Annotated in this window: 9 protein-coding genes; 3 read left to right on the plus strand and 6 right to left on the minus strand. The window is 65.6% G+C overall.

Features of this window, described 5'->3' with window-relative positions:
• The first annotated feature begins 141 nt into the window (after positions 1 to 141).
• Positions 142 to 699 carry a helix-turn-helix domain-containing protein gene (locus E1748_RS06025; protein ID WP_133646215.1) on the plus strand — a complete coding sequence of 186 codons (558 nt, stop codon included), beginning with the start codon at positions 142 to 144 and terminating at the stop codon, positions 697 to 699.
• A 531-nt stretch (positions 700 to 1,230) separates the two neighbouring features.
• The gene (locus tag E1748_RS06030) at positions 1,231 to 3,132 is read left to right on the plus strand and encodes an ABC transporter ATP-binding protein (protein WP_133646216.1); all 1,902 of its coding nucleotides are present in this window, start codon (positions 1,231 to 1,233) and stop codon (positions 3,130 to 3,132) included.
• A gap of 135 nt (positions 3,133 to 3,267) precedes the next feature.
• On the opposite strand, the gene E1748_RS06035 is transcribed toward E1748_RS06030, so the two are convergent.
• From E1748_RS06035 to E1748_RS06050, 4 genes are all read right to left on the minus strand, one after another.
• A complete protein-coding gene (locus E1748_RS06035; protein WP_166653551.1) occupies positions 3,268 to 10,974 on the minus strand; it encodes an autotransporter-associated beta strand repeat-containing protein in 7,707 nt (2,568 codons plus the stop codon).
• A gap of 620 nt (positions 10,975 to 11,594) precedes the next feature.
• Positions 11,595 to 12,272 carry an HAD-IA family hydrolase gene (locus E1748_RS06040; protein WP_133646217.1) on the minus strand — a complete coding sequence of 226 codons (678 nt, stop codon included), beginning with the start codon at positions 12,270 to 12,272 and terminating at the stop codon, positions 11,595 to 11,597.
• A 3-nt stretch (positions 12,273 to 12,275) separates the two neighbouring features.
• On the minus strand, positions 12,276 to 12,665 hold the full coding sequence (locus tag E1748_RS06045; RefSeq protein WP_133646218.1) for a RidA family protein: 390 nt from the start codon (positions 12,663 to 12,665) through the stop codon (positions 12,276 to 12,278).
• A 43-nt stretch (positions 12,666 to 12,708) separates the two neighbouring features.
• Positions 12,709 to 13,848 (minus strand): DSD1 family PLP-dependent enzyme, encoded by a 1,140-nt coding sequence (locus tag E1748_RS06050; RefSeq protein WP_133646219.1) that lies wholly within the window; start codon positions 13,846 to 13,848, stop codon positions 12,709 to 12,711.
• A 95-nt stretch (positions 13,849 to 13,943) separates the two neighbouring features.
• Here E1748_RS06050 and E1748_RS06055 point away from each other — a divergent pair, with 95 nt between their 5' ends.
• A complete protein-coding gene (locus E1748_RS06055) occupies positions 13,944 to 14,852 on the plus strand; it encodes a LysR family transcriptional regulator (RefSeq protein WP_133646220.1) in 909 nt (302 codons plus the stop codon).
• Here E1748_RS06055 and E1748_RS32055 read toward each other — a convergent pair.
• Both E1748_RS32055 and E1748_RS06065 read right to left on the minus strand, forming a co-directional pair.
• Positions 14,762 to 15,388, minus strand: a complete 627-nt coding sequence (locus tag E1748_RS32055; RefSeq protein WP_240766344.1) for an enoyl-CoA hydratase-related protein — start codon at positions 15,386 to 15,388, stop codon at positions 14,762 to 14,764. The genes E1748_RS06055 and E1748_RS32055 overlap by 91 nt on opposite strands.
• A gap of 112 nt (positions 15,389 to 15,500) precedes the next feature.
• Positions 15,501 to 16,817 (minus strand): MFS transporter, encoded by a 1,317-nt coding sequence (locus E1748_RS06065; protein ID WP_133646221.1) that lies wholly within the window; start codon positions 16,815 to 16,817, stop codon positions 15,501 to 15,503.
• Between the last annotated feature and the right edge of the window lie 55 nt (positions 16,818 to 16,872).

Genomic DNA, 16,872 nt, shown 5'->3' on the forward strand with positions numbered 1-16,872 from the left:
GCCGCGCACATTTCAATTTAAATCTACTATAGTGGATGATCGACCAAAAAAGAAGATGCCCTTTTATTTGCAGTATTCCTGTGAAGCCAGCCGGACGCCCGGCGATGCTTTGATATTTGTCTGACACATCGAGGAGTTCGAGTGACAAGCGATCCGACTGACGCCATCGCCGCACGCATCAAGACCGAACGCACGGGACGCGACTGGTCCCTGGCTGAACTCGCGGAACGATCCGGCGTGTCGAAGGCGATGATCAGCAAGATCGAACGCAACGAAGCGAGCCCGACGGCCATCGTGCTCGGCAAGCTGTCGGGTGCTTTCGGACTGAAACTTTCGACCTTGCTCGCCCTGGCTGAGCAGGCCGACCAGCGGATCAGCCGGGCGCAGACACAACCCCTCTGGCAGGATCCGGAAACCGGCTATACGCGGCGTGTGGTGTCGCCGTTGAACGGCGCAATACTCGAACTGGTGGAAGTCACCTTGCCCGCGGGCGCGCGAGTCGCTTACCCGACGTCGGCTTTCACGTTCCAGCATCAGCAGATCTGGGTGACCTCGGGGACACTGACGTTCGAGGAAGGCGACATCGCCCATGTACTGAAGAAGGGGGATTGCCTGCAACTGGGGCTGCCGGTGCCGTGCGTATTCGCTAACGAGACCAAAGCGATCTGCGTTTATGTGTTGGGTCTGGTGAAGCGATAGGCCGTTGGGAGAAACTGCGCCCCATAGGTGACACGAATGAGGTGACGCGAATGAGGTGACACGAACGACGCGAAAAATGTCGCACGTACTGCCAGGCACTCGCCTCATCCGTCCCTCACACTGCGCCGCAGCACGCCGCAGGTGCGCGCTGTCTCCGCGCGACAACATCGAACACCTGTCACGCAACCGACGTTTGCCACGCCGACGAAGTGCCTGCTAGAATCGCTGCATGGGCGCTCGTCCCATGTTGTTTTTCCGGTAGTTCAAGCAACAAATCCGGCTTCACATCACTTCACTTCAACGTTCAGGGAGGCGTCAGATGCACACAGCAACCATGTCGCCCCCATACGCATCCCGACCTTTCCAATAGGTCCCAGTTCGCGCAGGCTCTTCTTTACTGCCCGCGCCGTTTCCAGCTTCCCGACAGTCCGTTTTTCGTTTCGCCGGCACATGCCGGCCAGCTTCGTCTGTCGGCGTCCACCACTCTCGAAGGGATAGTCGCGCGACGCGCCACGTCGTGGGCTATGGCAAATGGCTAACAAAAAACTCGATCTTGGCGGCCAGGCGTTCAAGAACGTCCTCGGCTTCACTTTCCTCCACTGGCGTCGCCAACCGGTGCGCACCGGCGCGATCGCCGCATTCGCACTGCTCGCCGCCGTCGCCGACGTGCTCACGCCGCTGTTCGCCGGGCGGCTCGTCGATGCGCTTGCGTCAGGCGCAGCGGGCAAGGCACTCGCATGGAAGGCCGCAATCTCGGCATTCTGGACGCTCGCTTCGCTCGGCGTGACCGCTATGCTGCTGCGCCAGTTCATGTTCATGAACATCATCCAGCTGACACTGCGAATGATGAGCAGCATCGCCGCGAACGCGTTTCATCGCGTGCAACGCTTCTCTACCGACTGGCACGCGAACAGCTTCGCCGGCTCCACGGTCCGCAAGATCACGCGCGGCATGTGGGCGCTCGACCTGCTGAACGACACGCTGCTGATCGCACTGCTGCCGTCGGTCGTGATGCTGGTCGGCGCGACCGTGCTGCTCGGCATTCACTGGCCGGTGATGGGGCTCGTCGTCGGGGTCGGTTCGATCATCTATGTATCGGTGACGATCGCGCTGTCGCTCGGGTTCGTCGCGCCTGCCGCACGGCTCGGCAATGCGTGGGACACGCGGATGGGCGGCGCGCTCGCGGATGCAGTGAGCTGCAACGCGGTGGTCAAGGCGTTCGGCGCGGAAACGCGCGAGGAAACGCGGCTCGATCGCGTGATCCGCAAGTGGAGCAAACGCACGCGGCGCACGTGGGTGCGCGGCACGCTGAACGGCGGTGTGCAGGGCACGATGCTGGTGCTGATGCAGGCAGCCATTCTTGGCGCGGCGCTGACGTTGTGGGCGGCGGACAAGGCAAGCGTCGGCGGCATCACGTTTGCGCTGACGATGTTCTTCGTGCTGCAGGGCTATCTGCGCGAAGTAGGGATGCATGTACGTAACCTGCAGCGTTCGGTGAACGACATGGAAGAACTCGTCGCACTCGAACGCGAGCCGCTCGGCATCGAAGACAAACCAGGCGCACCGGCAATCGCGATCGGTCGCGGCGAGATCCGCTTCGAGCACGTCACGTTCCGCTACGACGCGCACGCGAAACCGCTGTACGACGACTTCTCGGTGCGCATCGCGCCGGGCGAGCGGATCGGGCTCGTCGGGCATTCGGGCTCGGGCAAGACGACGTTCATCAAGCTGATCCAGCGGCTGTACGACATCGACGGCGGTCGCATCACGATCGACGGCCAGAGCATCGCCGATGTGCAGCAGGCGTCGCTGCGCGCGCAGCTCGCGATCGTCCAGCAGGAGCCGGTGCTGTTCCACCGCTCGCTCGCGGAGAACATCGCGTATGCGCGGCCGGGCGCGTCGCAGGCGGACATCGAGCGGGCCGCGCGACTCGCGAGCGCGCACGACTTCATCATGTCGCTGCCGCAGGGCTACGACACGCTCGTCGGCGAGCGCGGCGTGAAGCTGTCGGGCGGCGAGCGGCAGCGTGTCGCGATCGCGCGCGCGTTCCTCGCGGACGCACCGGTGCTGATCCTCGACGAAGCAACGTCGAGCCTCGACAGCGAAAGCGAAGTGCTGATCCAGCAGGCGATGGAACGGCTGATGGTCGGCCGTACTACCCTGGTTGTCGCGCACCGGTTGTCGACGGTGCGTGCGCTGGACCGGCTGCTCGTGATGGATCGCGGCAGGATCATCGAGGAAGGCAGTCACGACCGGCTGATCCGTATCGATGGCGGTCTGTACCGGCGGCTCTTCGAACGGCAGGCGCTGGAACTGACGAAGGGGCTCGTCGAGTACGTGCCGCCGCACCTTGAACCGCGCGGCAATGCGGACGACAGCGACGGCGACGCGTCGGACTACGAAGACGATCCGAGTCTGCTGGCCGGCAAGTAACAACGGCATCCACGACAACGCCCGTGCAAACCGGCGAGCGATAAAAAAAGGCTGCGCATCCCGACCTGGATGCGCAGCCTTTTCTTCAAACGCCTCCCTGCAACCGCGCGCCACCGACGCGCGTTCAACCCACCCTCAGAACCGCCACCAGAAATTCCCCGAGATCGCGTTGTCGTGCGAACCGCCGCCGTACTGGCCGCTATACGCGACACCAAGCGTGATGTTCTTCGTCACGTTCGCGTCGAGCCCCAGCTCAAGCACCGCGGTATCGCGCGCGATCGGCACGCCCGTCACCTGGAACGACGAGCCGCCCGTGACGAACGACAGCGTCGACGTCGGTTGCGCGTTGCCGAACGCATGGCGCCAGCCGGCCATCGCGTGCGCGCTGAACGCGGCCTGCGGGATCGAGCCGAGACGCGTCGAGATGCGCAGACCCAACGTCGAGAAGCCGACGTTCTCGGAATCCGTGCCGCTCTGCAGCGCTGCACCGCCGCCGTTTTCGGTGAAGCCGTCGGTATGCAGGTTCACGTAGGCCAGGCCCGCGAACGGTTCGATCGCAAAGCGCTGGAACGGGATCGCGTAACCCACTTCGCCGAACACCTGCGCGGTCTGCGCGTTGTAGCTCGAGCCGTTGTGATCCGTGAAGCCGGCGAAGTTCTGGTAACGGTCCATGCTGATGTCGTTCCACGTGTACGACGTCCCGAGCCGCACGCCGATCGGGCCGTACTGCGCGCCGCCGTACAACGCGACGTGGTAGCTGTCGATCGATGCGGACGAACTCAGATCGTTGTCGAGCGAGCTGTGCGCGAAGCCGCCCGCGACACCGACGCGCCACGTATCGTTGAGCGCCATGTCCGCGCCGCCGACGAAGCCCGTCGTGCTGCGGTCGATGCCCGATGCGTTGTTGTCGCCCGCGAGCTTGCTGCTTGCACCGTATGCCTGCGCCCACACGACCGGCTTGTACGGCCGGCTGTCGACGCATGCGTCACGCGAACCGCGATGCCCCGGATCGTTCGCGTTCTGCTGCAGCACACCCTGGCCGAGACTGCTGTCGCACAAGGCTGAGCCCGCCGACATCGACGACAGCGGCCCCGACGTCGGCGCGAGTCCTTCACGCAGACGGTCGGTCACCGCGTCACGCAGATAGCGGCTGTCGAGCAGCAGCATCGTCTTCGTGCTCGCATGCAGTTCGCCGTCGAGCGTGGAGAACGCGCGCTGCGCGGTCGGCGCATCGGTGGACAGCAGCGCCGACGCCACCGCACTGTTCGCCGGCAGCGTGCCGAGCGCGGCTGCCACCGCGCGCTGGTTCGGCGTGACCGCGACCTGCGTGAACTGCACCGAGTTGCGCGCGAGCAGCAGGTACACGTTGTTCGCGTCGTAGTTCAGCGACGGCGTGAGGAACGCGAGGTTCGACGTGACGCCGCTGAACGTGCCGTTCACGCCGCTGGTTGCGGAGAGGATCTTGTACTGCGTCGACGGCGCATAGGTGCCCTGGTTGGCCAGCACCTGCACCGCGCCGCCGCCGATCTGCGCGGTGCCGCCCGCGGCGACCACGCCGGCCTGCTGCTGCGCGTTCGCCGCGATCTGGTACGTCGAGCCCGGCTGGAACGCGACGTTGCCGGTCACGTTCAGCTGCTGCCCAGGCTGCGCGATCGACGACGTGCCGCCCGTCTGCACGACCAGCCCGCCGATCGTCCCGACACCCGTCAACGTCGCACCGGTCTGCACGGTCACCGTCGAATTCGCCACCGAGCCGTTCACCGCCAGCGTACCGGCGGTCACTGTCGTCGGGCCGCTGTAGGTGTTGTTACCCGACAGCGTCAACAGGTCGTTGCCGGTCTTGGTCACGGCGCCGGTGCCGGCCAGTACGCCCGCATACGTGCCGCCGCCGTTGATCGTCAGATTGCCGGTGCCGAGATTCAGCGTGCCGCCAGCCGCACCGTTCAGCGAATTGACCGCGATGTTCGTGTTGGCGCCATTGACCGTGCCGCCGTTCAGCGTGAGACCGCCGGTGCCGAGCGCGCCGGCGTTGCCGAGCGTCAGCGTGCCCGCGTTCATCACCGTGCCGCCGCTGAACGTGTTGTTGCCGGTGATCGTCAGCTCTGCGCCGCCGTTTTTCACGAGACCGCCGGTGCCCGACACGAGGCCGGACAGCGTGACGTTCTGCGTGCCGCCGAGCGTGGCCGTCGAGTTCAGGTTGAGCGGGTTCGTGAGCGTGACCGCCGTGTTCGCATCGAGTGTCGACGGCGCGTTCACCGTCACCGCGCCGGTGCCGAGTGCGCCGCTGTTGCCGACCACCAGCGAGCCGCCCGCGAGCGTCGTGCCGCCGCTGTACGTGTTCGCGGTGCCGAGCGTCTGCGTGCCCGCGCCCGACTTGATGATGCCGCCGGTGCCCGCGATCGTCCCGTCGAAGCTGCCGTTCGCGCCGCCGCCGAGCGTCAGCGAGTTCGCGCCGAGCGACACGTTCGTGCCCGCGCCGCCGCTCAGTGCGCCGATGGTCGGCGTGCCGGTCGCGCCGCTCACGTCGAGCGACACACCCGCGTTCGCGAGATTCACATTGGTGCCCGCGCCGAGCGATCCACCGCCCGCGAGCGCGAGCGTGCCTGCGTTGACGGTGGTAGTGCCGGTGAGCGCACTCGTGCCGGTCAGCGTTTCGGTGCCGGTGCCGTTCTTCACAATGCCGCCGGTGCCGGTGAAGCCGCCGCCGAAGGTCTGGTTGGTCGCGTCGCCGAACGTCAGATTGTTCGCGCCGAGTGCTACCGTGCCTGCTGTACCCGACAACGCGCCGATCGTCTGACCGCCCGTCGATCCGCTGATGTCGAGACTTGCGCCCGCGCCGCCCAACGTCACCGAACCACTGGCCGCAAGACTGCCGCCCGCGCCGAGCGCGAGCGTGCCGCCGTCGATCGTCGTGCCGCCGGTGAAGGTGCTCGCGCCGCCGAGCGTCAGCGTGCCGTTGCCTGTCTTCGTGAGACCGCCGGTGCCCGACACGCTGCCGTTCAACGTGAGGCCGTTGGCGCCCGCGACAGTCAGTCCCGCGTTCAGCACGACGTTGTTGCCGAGCGTAGCCGAGTTGCCGCCGATCGTCGCCGCGCCGTCGACGGTCAGCGCGCCGGTGCCGAGCGCCGTGTTGTTGCCGAAGATCAAACCGCCCGCGTTGATCGTCGTGCCGCCGCTGTAGGTGCTCGCGCCGTTCAACGTGGTCGTGCCGCTGCCGTCCTTGACGATCCCGCCGGTGCCCGCGATGCCGCCGCCGAACGTCTGATCGGTGTTGTCGCCGAAGGTCAGGTTGTTCGCGCCGAGCGTGACCGTCCCGCCGGTGCCGGCCAGCGCACCGATGGTCTGGCCGCCGAGCGCGCCGCTGATATCGAAGCCCGACCCTGCGCCGTTGAGCGTCACGCCGCCGCCTGCCGCGAGCGTGCCGCCCGCACCCAACGCGAGTGTGCCGCCGTTGATCGTCGTGCCGCCGGTGTACGTGTTCGTGCCCGTCAGCATTTCGGTGCCGGTGCCCTGCTTGACGATGCCGCCGGTGCCGCCGATCGTGCCCGCGAAGTTGCCGCTCGTTGCTCCGCCGAGCGTCAGCGTGTTGCCGCCCAGCGTCACGCTGGTGCCGACGATGCCGGTCAGCGTGCCGATCGTCGGCGCGGCTGTCGCGCCGCTGATGTCGAGACCCGCGCCGAGGCCCGCGAGGTTCACGTCGGTCCCTGCCGACAGCGAGCCCGCACCCGACAACGCGAGCGTGCCCGCGTTGACCGTCGCTCCTCCGGTGAACGTGCTCGCGCCGGTCAGCGTTTCGGTGCCGGCGCCCTGCTTCACGATGCCGCCCGTGCCGGTGATGCTGCCGCCGAAGGTCTGGTTCGTCGCGTCGCCGAAGGTCAGGTTGTTCGCGCCGAGTGCGACCGTGCCGGCCGTGCCCGACAGCGCACCGATCGTCTGGCCGCCCGTCGCACCGCCGATGTCGAACGTCGCACCCGTGCCACCCAGCGTCACTGCGCCGGTCGCCGCGAGGCTGCCGCCCGCGCCGAGCGCGAGCGTGCCGTCGGTGATCGTCGTGCCGCCGGTAAACGTGTTTGCACTGGTCAGCGTTTCCTTGCCGCTGCCCTGCTTGACGATGCCGCCCGTGCCGCTGATCGTGCCGCCGAAGATCTGGCTCGTCGCGTCGCCGAACGTGAGGTTGTTGCCGCCGAGCGTCACCGTGCCGCCGTTGCCATTCAACGCGCCGATCGTCTGGTTCGCGCCCGACGCACTGATGTCGAAGCCTGCGTTCGGACCGTTGATCGTCAGACCGCCGGTCGCCGCGAGGCTGCCGCCTGCGCCGAGTGCGAGCGTGCCGCCGTTGATCGTCGTGCCGCCGGTGAAGGTGCTCGCACCCGTCAGCGTTTCGGTGCCGCTTCCGGTCTTCACGAGACTGCCGGTGCCGCCGATCGAACCGCTGAACGTGCCGTTGGTCGCATCGCCGAGCGTGAGCGCATTCGCGCCGAGATTCACCGTGCCGCCGCCGACCAGCGTGCCGAACGTCTGCTGACCGCTACCGGCCGACAGATCGAACGTCGCACCCGTCGCCAGATTGACGACGCCGTTCGCCGACAGGCTCGCGTTCGCGCCGAGCGCGAGCGTGCCTGTGTTGATGTTGGTGCCGCCGGTGTAGGTGTTGGTGCCGTTCAGTGTCAGCGTCGCGGCGCCGGCTTTGGTCAGGCTGCCGGTGCCCGAGATCGAGCCGTTCAGCGTGAGGTCGTTAGTGCCGTTGACCGTCAGCCCCGCGTTCAGCACGACGTCGTTGCCGAGCGTCGTCGCCGTGCTGCTGTCGAGCGTCGCCGCGCCGCCGACCGTCAACGCACCGGTGCCGAGCGCCGAGTTGTTGCCGACGATCAACCCGCCTGCGTTCAGCGTCGTGCCGCCGGTATAGGTGTTCGCGCCCGTCAGCGTTTCGGTGCCGCTGCCCTGCTTGACGATGCCACCCGTTCCGCCGATCGTGCCGCTGAAAGTCTTGTCGGTCGCGTCGCCGAACGTCAGCGACTTCGAGCCCAGCGCGACCGTGCTGCCCGCCGTGCCCTTAAGCGATCCGATGGTCTGGTTGCCCGTCGATCCGCTGATGTCGAGCCCGGCACCCGCGCCCGCGAGAATCACCGCGCCGCTCGCCGACAGACTGCCCGCGCCCGACAGCGCAAGCGTGCCGCTGTTGACCGTCGTGCCGCCGGTGAACGTGCTCGCGCCGGTGAGCGTCTGTGTACCGGTGCCCTGCTTGACGATGCCGCCGGTGCCCGCAATCGAGCCGCCGAATGTCTGGTTCGTGTTATCGCCGAACGTCAGCGAGTTCGCGCCGAGTCCGACCGTCGTGCCGCCCACGCCGGAGAGCGAACCGATCGTCTGGTTGCCGCCCGATGCGCTGATGTCGAAGCCCGCGCCCGAGTTCGCGAGATTCACCGAACCGCTCGCCGCGAGACTGCCGCCCGCGCCGAGCGCGAGCGTGCCGGCGTTGACCGTCGCGCCGCCGCTGAACGTGTTCGTACCGGTCAGCGTCTGCGTGCCGCTGCCTTGCTTGACGATGCCGCCGGTGCCCGTGATCGCGCCGCCGAATGCCTGGTTCGTGCCGTCGCCGAAAGTCAGCATGCTCGCGCCAAGCGCGAGCGTCGAGCCCGCGATGCCGGACAGCGCGCCGATCGTCTGGTTGGCTGTCGCGCCGCTCAGGTCGAGCGTGGCACCCGCGCCATTGAGCGAGACCGCCGTGGTCGCCGCGAAGCTGCCGCCGCCACCGAGCGCGATCGTGCCCGCGTTGATCGTCGCGCCGCCGGTGAACGTGTGCGCGCCGGTCAGCGTTTCCTTGCCCGCGCCCTGCTTGACGATGCCGCCGGTGCCGGTGATCGATCCGCCGAAGGTCTGGTCGGTTGCGTCGCCGAAGGTCAGCGTGTGTGCGCCGAGCGCGACCGTCGTGTCCGCGACGCCGGTCAGCTCGCCGATCGTCGGCGTGGCAGTGGACGCGCTGATGTCGAGCGTCGCGCCGGTGCCCGCGAGATTCACCGCGCCGGTTATCGGCAGACTCGCCGCGCCGGACAGCGCGAGCGTGCCCGCCTGGATCGTCGTGTTGCCGGTGAAGGTGTTGGGACCGGTCAGCGTTTCGGTGCCGGTGCCGAGCTTCGTGATGCCGCCCGTGCCGCTGATCGTGCCGCCGAAGGTCTGGTTCGTCGCGTCGCCGAACGACACGTTGTGCGCGCCGAGCACGAGGTTGCCCGCCGTGCCGAGCAGCTGACCGAAAGTCTGGTCCGCGCCCGATGCGCTGATGTCGAAGGTCGCGCCCGCTCCCCCGAGATTGAGCGCCGCGTTCGCGCCGAGCGTGCCGCCCGCGCCGAGCGCGAGCGTGCCTGCGTTGACGGTCGTGCTGCCGCCGATCGCGTTCACGCCGGTCAGCGTGACCGTGCTCGCGCCGTTCTTCGCGAGATTGCCCGCGCCGCTGATCGTGCCGGCAAGCGTGAGCGCGTTGCTGCCGCCGAGCGTCAGCGTATTACCCGCTGCGCCGAGATTGATCTGCGTGCCGAGCGTGAGGCCTGCGGCGCTCGTGTCGAGCGTTCCTGCGCCGCCGACGTTCAGTGCGCCCGTCCCCAGCGCATTCGCGTTGCCGAGTATCAGCGAGCCCGCGTTCAGGTTCGTGCCGCCGCCATATGTGTTCACGCCGGTGAGCGTGACCGCGCTGGTATCGCTCTTCGTCAGCGCACCGCTGCCGCTGATCACACCGGACAGCGTCAGCGTGTTCGTGCCCTGCACCGTGAGGCCACCCGCGCCGAGCGTGATCGCATTGCCGATGCCGAGCCCCGCCGATGCCGAGCCCAGACCGCCACCGTTCCCCGTGATCGTGCCGGCACCGAACGACGCCGCATTGTCCGCGAGCGCGACGCCGCCGTTGAGCGTCGCATCGGCCACGGTCGACGCACCGCTCACCGTCCATGTGCCGCTGTTGACGTTCAGGTGCTGGAAGTTGATGTAGTTAGGATTCGAGATCGTTCCGGTGGCGGGACCGCCGCCGGCCTGCTGCAGCACCAGCGTGTTGTTGCCGCCCGCGCCGCCGTCTACGTTGCCCGCCGCCGCGAAGCCGAGCGACAACCCGACGACGCCCAGCAGATTGCCCGACGCACCGAGACCCGCGGTCACCGTCGAACCCGTGTCCGCAGTAAATTTATTGGTGCTGCCCGCACCCATCGACACGCTGCCCGTGATGGTGCCGCTGTTCTCGAACGTGTTGCCGGTGCCCGGCGTGCCCGACGCCTGAAACGCGACGCGTCCGTTGATCGTGCCGTTGTTGACGAAGTTGACCTGGCCGCCGCCGTAGATCGCGACCGCAGGAAGATCGCCGGTGCCGAGCGACACGCCCAGCAGCGCGCTCGAACCGATCGTGCCGGTCGCCGTGTTCGTGATGTTCGATACGCCGCCGGTGCCGTTCTGCACCGCGAGCGCCATGCCGGTCAGATTGTTGAGGTTCAGGCCGAGTAACCCCGACGTGCCCTTCATCGTGCCGCTGTTATTCACGGTGACCGTGCTGGCCGATGCGTTACCGATCGACGTGCCGCTCGACAACAGACTCAGCAGTCCGAGCAGCGACGGATCGATCGTGCCGGCATTGTTCAGCGTCACGTTGTTGCCGGTCAGCGTCAACGCGGTGCCGCCAAGCCCGAGCAGCACACCGATACTGCTGGTCGCGTCGGCATTCACCGTGAGGTTGTTGCCCGCATTCGAATAGCTCGGCGCGAGAGGGTTTGCCGCCCCCGAGCAGGTGACGGTCGTGCCCGCGGCCGTACACACCGCCTGTGCGTTTCCAATCCCGGCACCGAACAGCGCGAGGAAAACACCCATGACAGGGACGATTTTCTGCAGATCGTATGCGCTTTGATTGTCGGCGTTTTTCACTTTTCATTCCCTCGAACGCTGAATTTAAACGTCTGTCGAAAAAGCACGCCGCAATTCATCCAGATTCAAAAGGCAATAAAAATCCATCACCGGATTCGCAATCGAATCGGCGACATTCGCTTTGAATATGGCGCGCAGGCGCACGCCGGCACACGCAGATAAAACGCAGGGCGAACGAAACCCCGACGCTTAAGCCTGCGCGTCACCCGGCAAACCGGCACAGATTAAAAAAAGGCGCGACCCCGCGCGATCATGAGATGGTCATGGATCTACTGCCCTCCGGATTATTTCTCTCTCAGTAAAGTAATTCTCTTTTTTGTGCCTTCGCGGCAATCATCAGCTTATATCAAACTTACGCCATTTCAAGAAGCAAGCTTTTGAAATTTCTTTATAACGATGCGGATTGGAAAAATACTCAACACAATATGTTGTTTGAATTGCGGTGCCGCATAGGCGAATTGCCGCACGGCCGACCATCGCGGAAACAGTGGAGAAAAAGCGCGATCGCGAACGCTGTGCAACGCAGCGACGTGCGTGCAGCCAGGCGTTCGCTGCGTTCGTGATGCCTAGCGCGGCGTGGCCGCGAGCGATGCGAGATCGGCGGGGAGGGAATCGAGTGTCGGGCGCATCGCGAACGGCGCGGGCGCGCCGTCGGGCATCGGCAGACCGACGCGGTTGTGCCAGTACGTGCGCAGCCCGAGCTTCGCGGTACCGAACAGATCGTAGGCCGAGCCCGCGACGAATGCGGCGCGGTCCGCGTGCACGCCGAGCTTGTCGAGTGCTAATTGATACGGCGCCGGGTCCGGCTTGTAGAAGCCCGCTTCTTCGGACGTCACCACGACGTCGAATGCGACACCGGGGATCAATGCAGCGAGATGCCCGAGCGTCGTCGAGCAGTTCGTGACGACGCCGAGACGATAGTGCTGCTTAAGCTGCGCGAGCACGGCCGGCGCTTCGGGCCATGCGCGCAGTTCGCCCCAACGGCTCGCGAGCGAGGCTGCGTAACCGGCGTCGAGCCCGACGCTCGCCGCTGCCTGCTCGACCAGCGTTTCGTAGCTGACGTAGCGCCCGCATCCATACGTGAGCTTCAGATAGGCCATGCGCCAGCGTCGGCCCATTTCCTCCGAGCCGGCGACGTCGTTCCACAGCGTCCATGAATCGAGCACGGCCGTGAGCAGATCGAACAGCACGACTTCGACGTGCTGTCCTTCGGATGACGATGTGTGTGACTGCAGGGTATTCATCGTTCAGCCCTCGTTGTGCGCGCGCACTTCGGCGACCGCGTTGATTTCGATCAGCGCGCCGTGATGCAGTTCGGGAACCGGCACCACCGTGCGCGCCGGACGGTGATCGCCGAGAAACGCTGCGTACACGCGGTTGATATCGGGCCATCGTTCGATACCGACGATGAACAGCTGCACGCTGACGAGTCCCTGCACCGACGATCCGGCGGCTTCGAGAATCGCCTGAACGTTCTGCAACGCGCGCAGGGCCTGCGCGTCGATGCCTTCGGGGATCGCGCGGGTCGCAGGATCGATCGGCAACTGGCCGGCGACGTAGACGAAGCCGCCCGACACGATGCCTTGCGAGTAATGTCCCGCGGGCGTCGGCGCGCGGTCGGTCGAAACGGTTTGCATGGATGTTCTCCTTTGTTGTGAACAGGTAGCCTCGTCGCGCGGATCACCAGCCGGCGATGCGCGGCCAGTAAGCAACTTCCTGCTGTGCGTCGAGCACGTGATAGCCCGCGTGCTGCGCGGACGTCGCGCATGCGTGATTCGGCAGGATGCGCAGCTGCGTGCCGACCGGAAAATGCGTTGTCGGCGCGCCGTCGCTGCTGCCGGGACGCCGCGCGATGATCCCGTGTTCCTGGTTCGCGGCAATCACGATCAAGTCGTCGAGCGGCGTGCCGTCGACGCCGCACACCACCCCGTAGCCCTGATCGACCGCCTGCTTCGCGGTGCCGCGATCGCGCGACAGCGCCATCCAGCCCGCGTCGACGATGGTCCAGCCTTTTTCCTGCTGATGCCCGATCACGCTGGTCAGCACCGACACCGCGATATCCGCCTGACGGCACACGCCGAGCCCCGCCATCACCAGATCGAAGAACACGAATACGCCCGCGCGCACCTCGGTAACGCCAGTGAGATCGTCGGCGAACAGCGCGGTCGGCGTCGACCCGACGCTGACGACCGGTGCCGCGAACCCCGCATTGCGCAGCAGCTGCACGGCAGCAACGACCGCATCGCGCTCCTGCCCTGCGTAGCGCAGGATTTCGTCGGTGGAACGGCTGTCGTATGAGTTGCCCGCATGCGTCATCACGCCCTGCACGTCGATGCCGCCGGCCTGCAACGTGCGTGCGATGTCGACGATCAGCGGCGACGTCGGCGGCAGACCCGAGCGGTGTCCGTCGCAATCGATCTCGAGCAGCACATCGAACGGTTGTGCATGCGCGCGCGCGTAATCCGCGAGTAACGCGGCTGTTTCGACGCTGTCGAGCACGAGCTTCAGCTTTGCGCCCGCGCGGATCAGTTCCTCTGCCTGCGCAAAACGGTTCGGCGCGATCGCGACGCCGTACAGGATGTCGGTCAGCCCATGCTCGAAGAAATAGCGCGCTTCGCGAAGCGTCGACACCGTGATCGGCCCGGTGCCGCCGTCGAACAGCCGACCCGTCGCGTCGATGGACTTGTTGGTCTTCACATGCGGACGCATCCGCACACCGAGCGAGGCGAGATGCGTACGCATCCGCGCGATATTCGCATCCATGCGGCCGCGCTCGAGCAGCAGCGCGGGGGTTTCGATCGAGGACAATGACGCCGACATATTCGTCTCCAGTAGAGACGTTAGGATAAACTCGGCAGTGTGTGTTTTGATTTAGCCAGATTGATTCCTGAGTTTAGATTAACTGAACTTAAAAAATGAAAGACTCCGCCGACCTGCGCTTTCTGCTGACGATTCGTGCGAGCGCCAGCCTGCTCGATGCCGCGCGCAAGATGGGGCTCACGCCGTCGGCGGTCACGCAGCGGCTGCAGCAGATCGAACGGATGCTCGGCGTGCGGCTCGTCGACCGTTCGTCGCGGCGCCTGCGCTTTACTGAAGAGGGCGAACTGCTGTGTGCGGGTGGCCGCGAAGTGATCGAGCGCTTCGATGCGCTGCTCGACGATCTGCACACCCGCCGGGGCGGCATGGTCGGCACGCTGAAGATCAACGCGCCGTTCGGTTTCGGCCGACGATATGTCGCGGCGGCGGCGTCGCGGTTTCAGGAACTGCATCCGGAGGTGAACGTCGCGCTCACGCTGTCGGATGCGCCGCTGACCGAAATCGCCGATCGCTTCGACGTGGTCGTGCATATCGGCGAGTTGCGGCTGTCGAATCTGGTTGGCTATGCGGTCGCGCCGAACGCGCGGTTTCTGTGCGCGTCGCCGGCATTCGTCGAACGGCATGGCTTGCCCGAGACGCCCGAGGATCTCGCCGCGTTGCCGTGCATCGCGCTGCGCGAGAACAACGAAGACGTCACGCTATGGCATTTGAGCAAGGGACGCGTCGCGCGCAGCGTGCGCGTGCCGGCGCGGCTGAGCAGCAACGATGGCGACGTGATCCGCGAATGGGCGTATGAAGGGCGCGGCGCGATCGTGCGTTCGGAATGGGACGTTGCCGAGGATCTCGCACGCGGGACACTGGTGCGCCTGCTGCCCGCGTGGAAGCTGCCCGATGCGAACGTGATCGCGCTGACGCATCAGCGTACCGGTCTGCCGATGCGCACGAAGATGTTCATGAAGCATCTGCAGGAGCGTTTCCGGCCGGTGCCGCCGTGGCGGGCGCGTTGAGTCCGGGTCAGGCTTCGTTCAACGTGCTCGCGCGCGTGTAACGTGCGAGCACGTTGCAGCCACGGCCCAGCGACATGCCGACCAGCAAGCCCCACGCGACAAATGAAAACAGCAGGAACGCTTCGCTGTGCGCCCACGCGCCGTGACAAGACCAGCGCGCTGCGGACTCCGAAGGCACGCTTCGAATAGTTCCTTCTCTTTGGCAATCCGCTGTTCGAACGGAAGCTCGACCGCTGCCCGCACGGCTTCAATAATCTTGCGTGGCGCGAAGAGTCCGCGGTTCTTGCACGCAGTGCCTCCTCGACCTCTGCAATATCAGTGTTGCCACAAAACGCGCGGCCGCTGCCGACAATGACAACGCCCATCACATCGGAGTCGGAATTCGCGCGCTCCATCGCAGCCATCAGGTCTTGCCGAACAGGCACGCTCAGCGCATTGACCGGCGCATGGTTGATGGTGACGATAAGAATGCCGTCTGTCACCTGCATGAGAACCGCGTCGAAAGAAGCGTTGGTGATGAGATTGGTGTCGGACATGAGGTTCGAAAGCTTGATGCTTGATGCAAAGAAAAATTCGCTTGCTGAGGCCGGACCACAGCAGGATTACCACGCATCGACCCGCGTATTCTTCTGCGTGCCGATGCGTCTGTCACTCCGGCACGACAACCGTCGCCGGCGAGCGGACGTCTGATTTTTTTGTCTGCAGACCCAGTAAACAGAGCAAAGATACCGCGGCAAGTGCACTGTAGAAGGCCGCCAGCGGCCACCACCGTCCTGGCCAGGCATGCGCGAGCACGGTTCCGATGATTGGGGTCAGGCCTCCCGCCAGCGCAGCACACGACTGATACGACAGTGAAATGGCCGAGTAGCGGTATCGCACGTCGAAGGCATCTGTCATCAGTCCGGCCATCACGGCATACGAGCCCGACATGCACATCACGGCAATGGCGATGCCGACAACGATGGCGAGGGGTTTGCCTGTCGACACCAGGATGAACATCGGATACGGAGATAGCATGGCCAGCCCTGCAGCCCAAGCGAGAAACTTTTTCGCTCCGACACGCTGCGCCAGCCATCCCGAGAGGAGCTGGTTGAAGAAGTGCACGAAAGCGACGATGAAGAGGCAGTCGAGCATCAGCGAGCGGCTGATTCCAAGCGTTTCCGTCGTGAAACTCAGCATGAACGTGTTGCAGAACCATGCGCCTGCGACACCGATGACGTTGGCGCCAAGGCAGAGAAGCACCTTGCCCCATGCGTTGCTCAGCACGTCGAGGATGGGAAGACGAGGAGGTTTTGCGCGCCCGGCCGCTGCGGCGAACTCGGGCGACTCGGAGACACCCGAGCGGATAAATATGCCCACGATCAGCAAGACCGCGCTGAGCAGGAACGGGATGCGCCAACCCCAATCCATCAGCTGTTCTTTCGGCATATGCCCGACCGTGCGGAACGCGAGCAGCGCGAGAATCAGGCCGGCCGGGCTGCCCAGCTGTGCAAACGAGGCCAGGAATGTGCGCCTGGCTTTGGGCGCATGTTCGCCCGCCATCAGGACCGCGCCACCCCATTCGCCACCAATCGCAATGCCCTGCGCGACTCGCAACAGCACAAGCAGAACGGGAGCAAGCGCGCCAGCAGAAGCATAGGTCGGCAGGAAGCCAATGCCCACCGTGCCAATCCCCATGATGGCAAGCGTCGCGACGAGCGCCTTCTTTCGCCCGAGTCGGTCACCCAGGTGACCAAAGATGAGGCCGCCAAAGGGTCGAGCGAAGAACCCTACTGCGAACGTGCCGAACGAAGCGAGCGTACTGTAGAACGGGTCGCCCTGAGGGAAGAACAGCTTGCCAAACACGAGCGCCGAAGCCGTCGCGTAGATGTAGAAGTCGTACCACTCAATGGTAGTACCAACAAAGGCGGCGAAGGCCGCGCGAGCAGGCTGGCGTGTCGGACTTTCTTGCACGGTGGTTTGCATCGAATGTCTCCTGAAGATTTCCGGTCTGGGTCGCCGGTTTAGTTCGAATGCCTGA

Source organism: Paraburkholderia flava (assembly GCF_004359985.1).
Lineage (GTDB): Bacteria > Pseudomonadota > Gammaproteobacteria > Burkholderiales > Burkholderiaceae > Paraburkholderia > Paraburkholderia flava.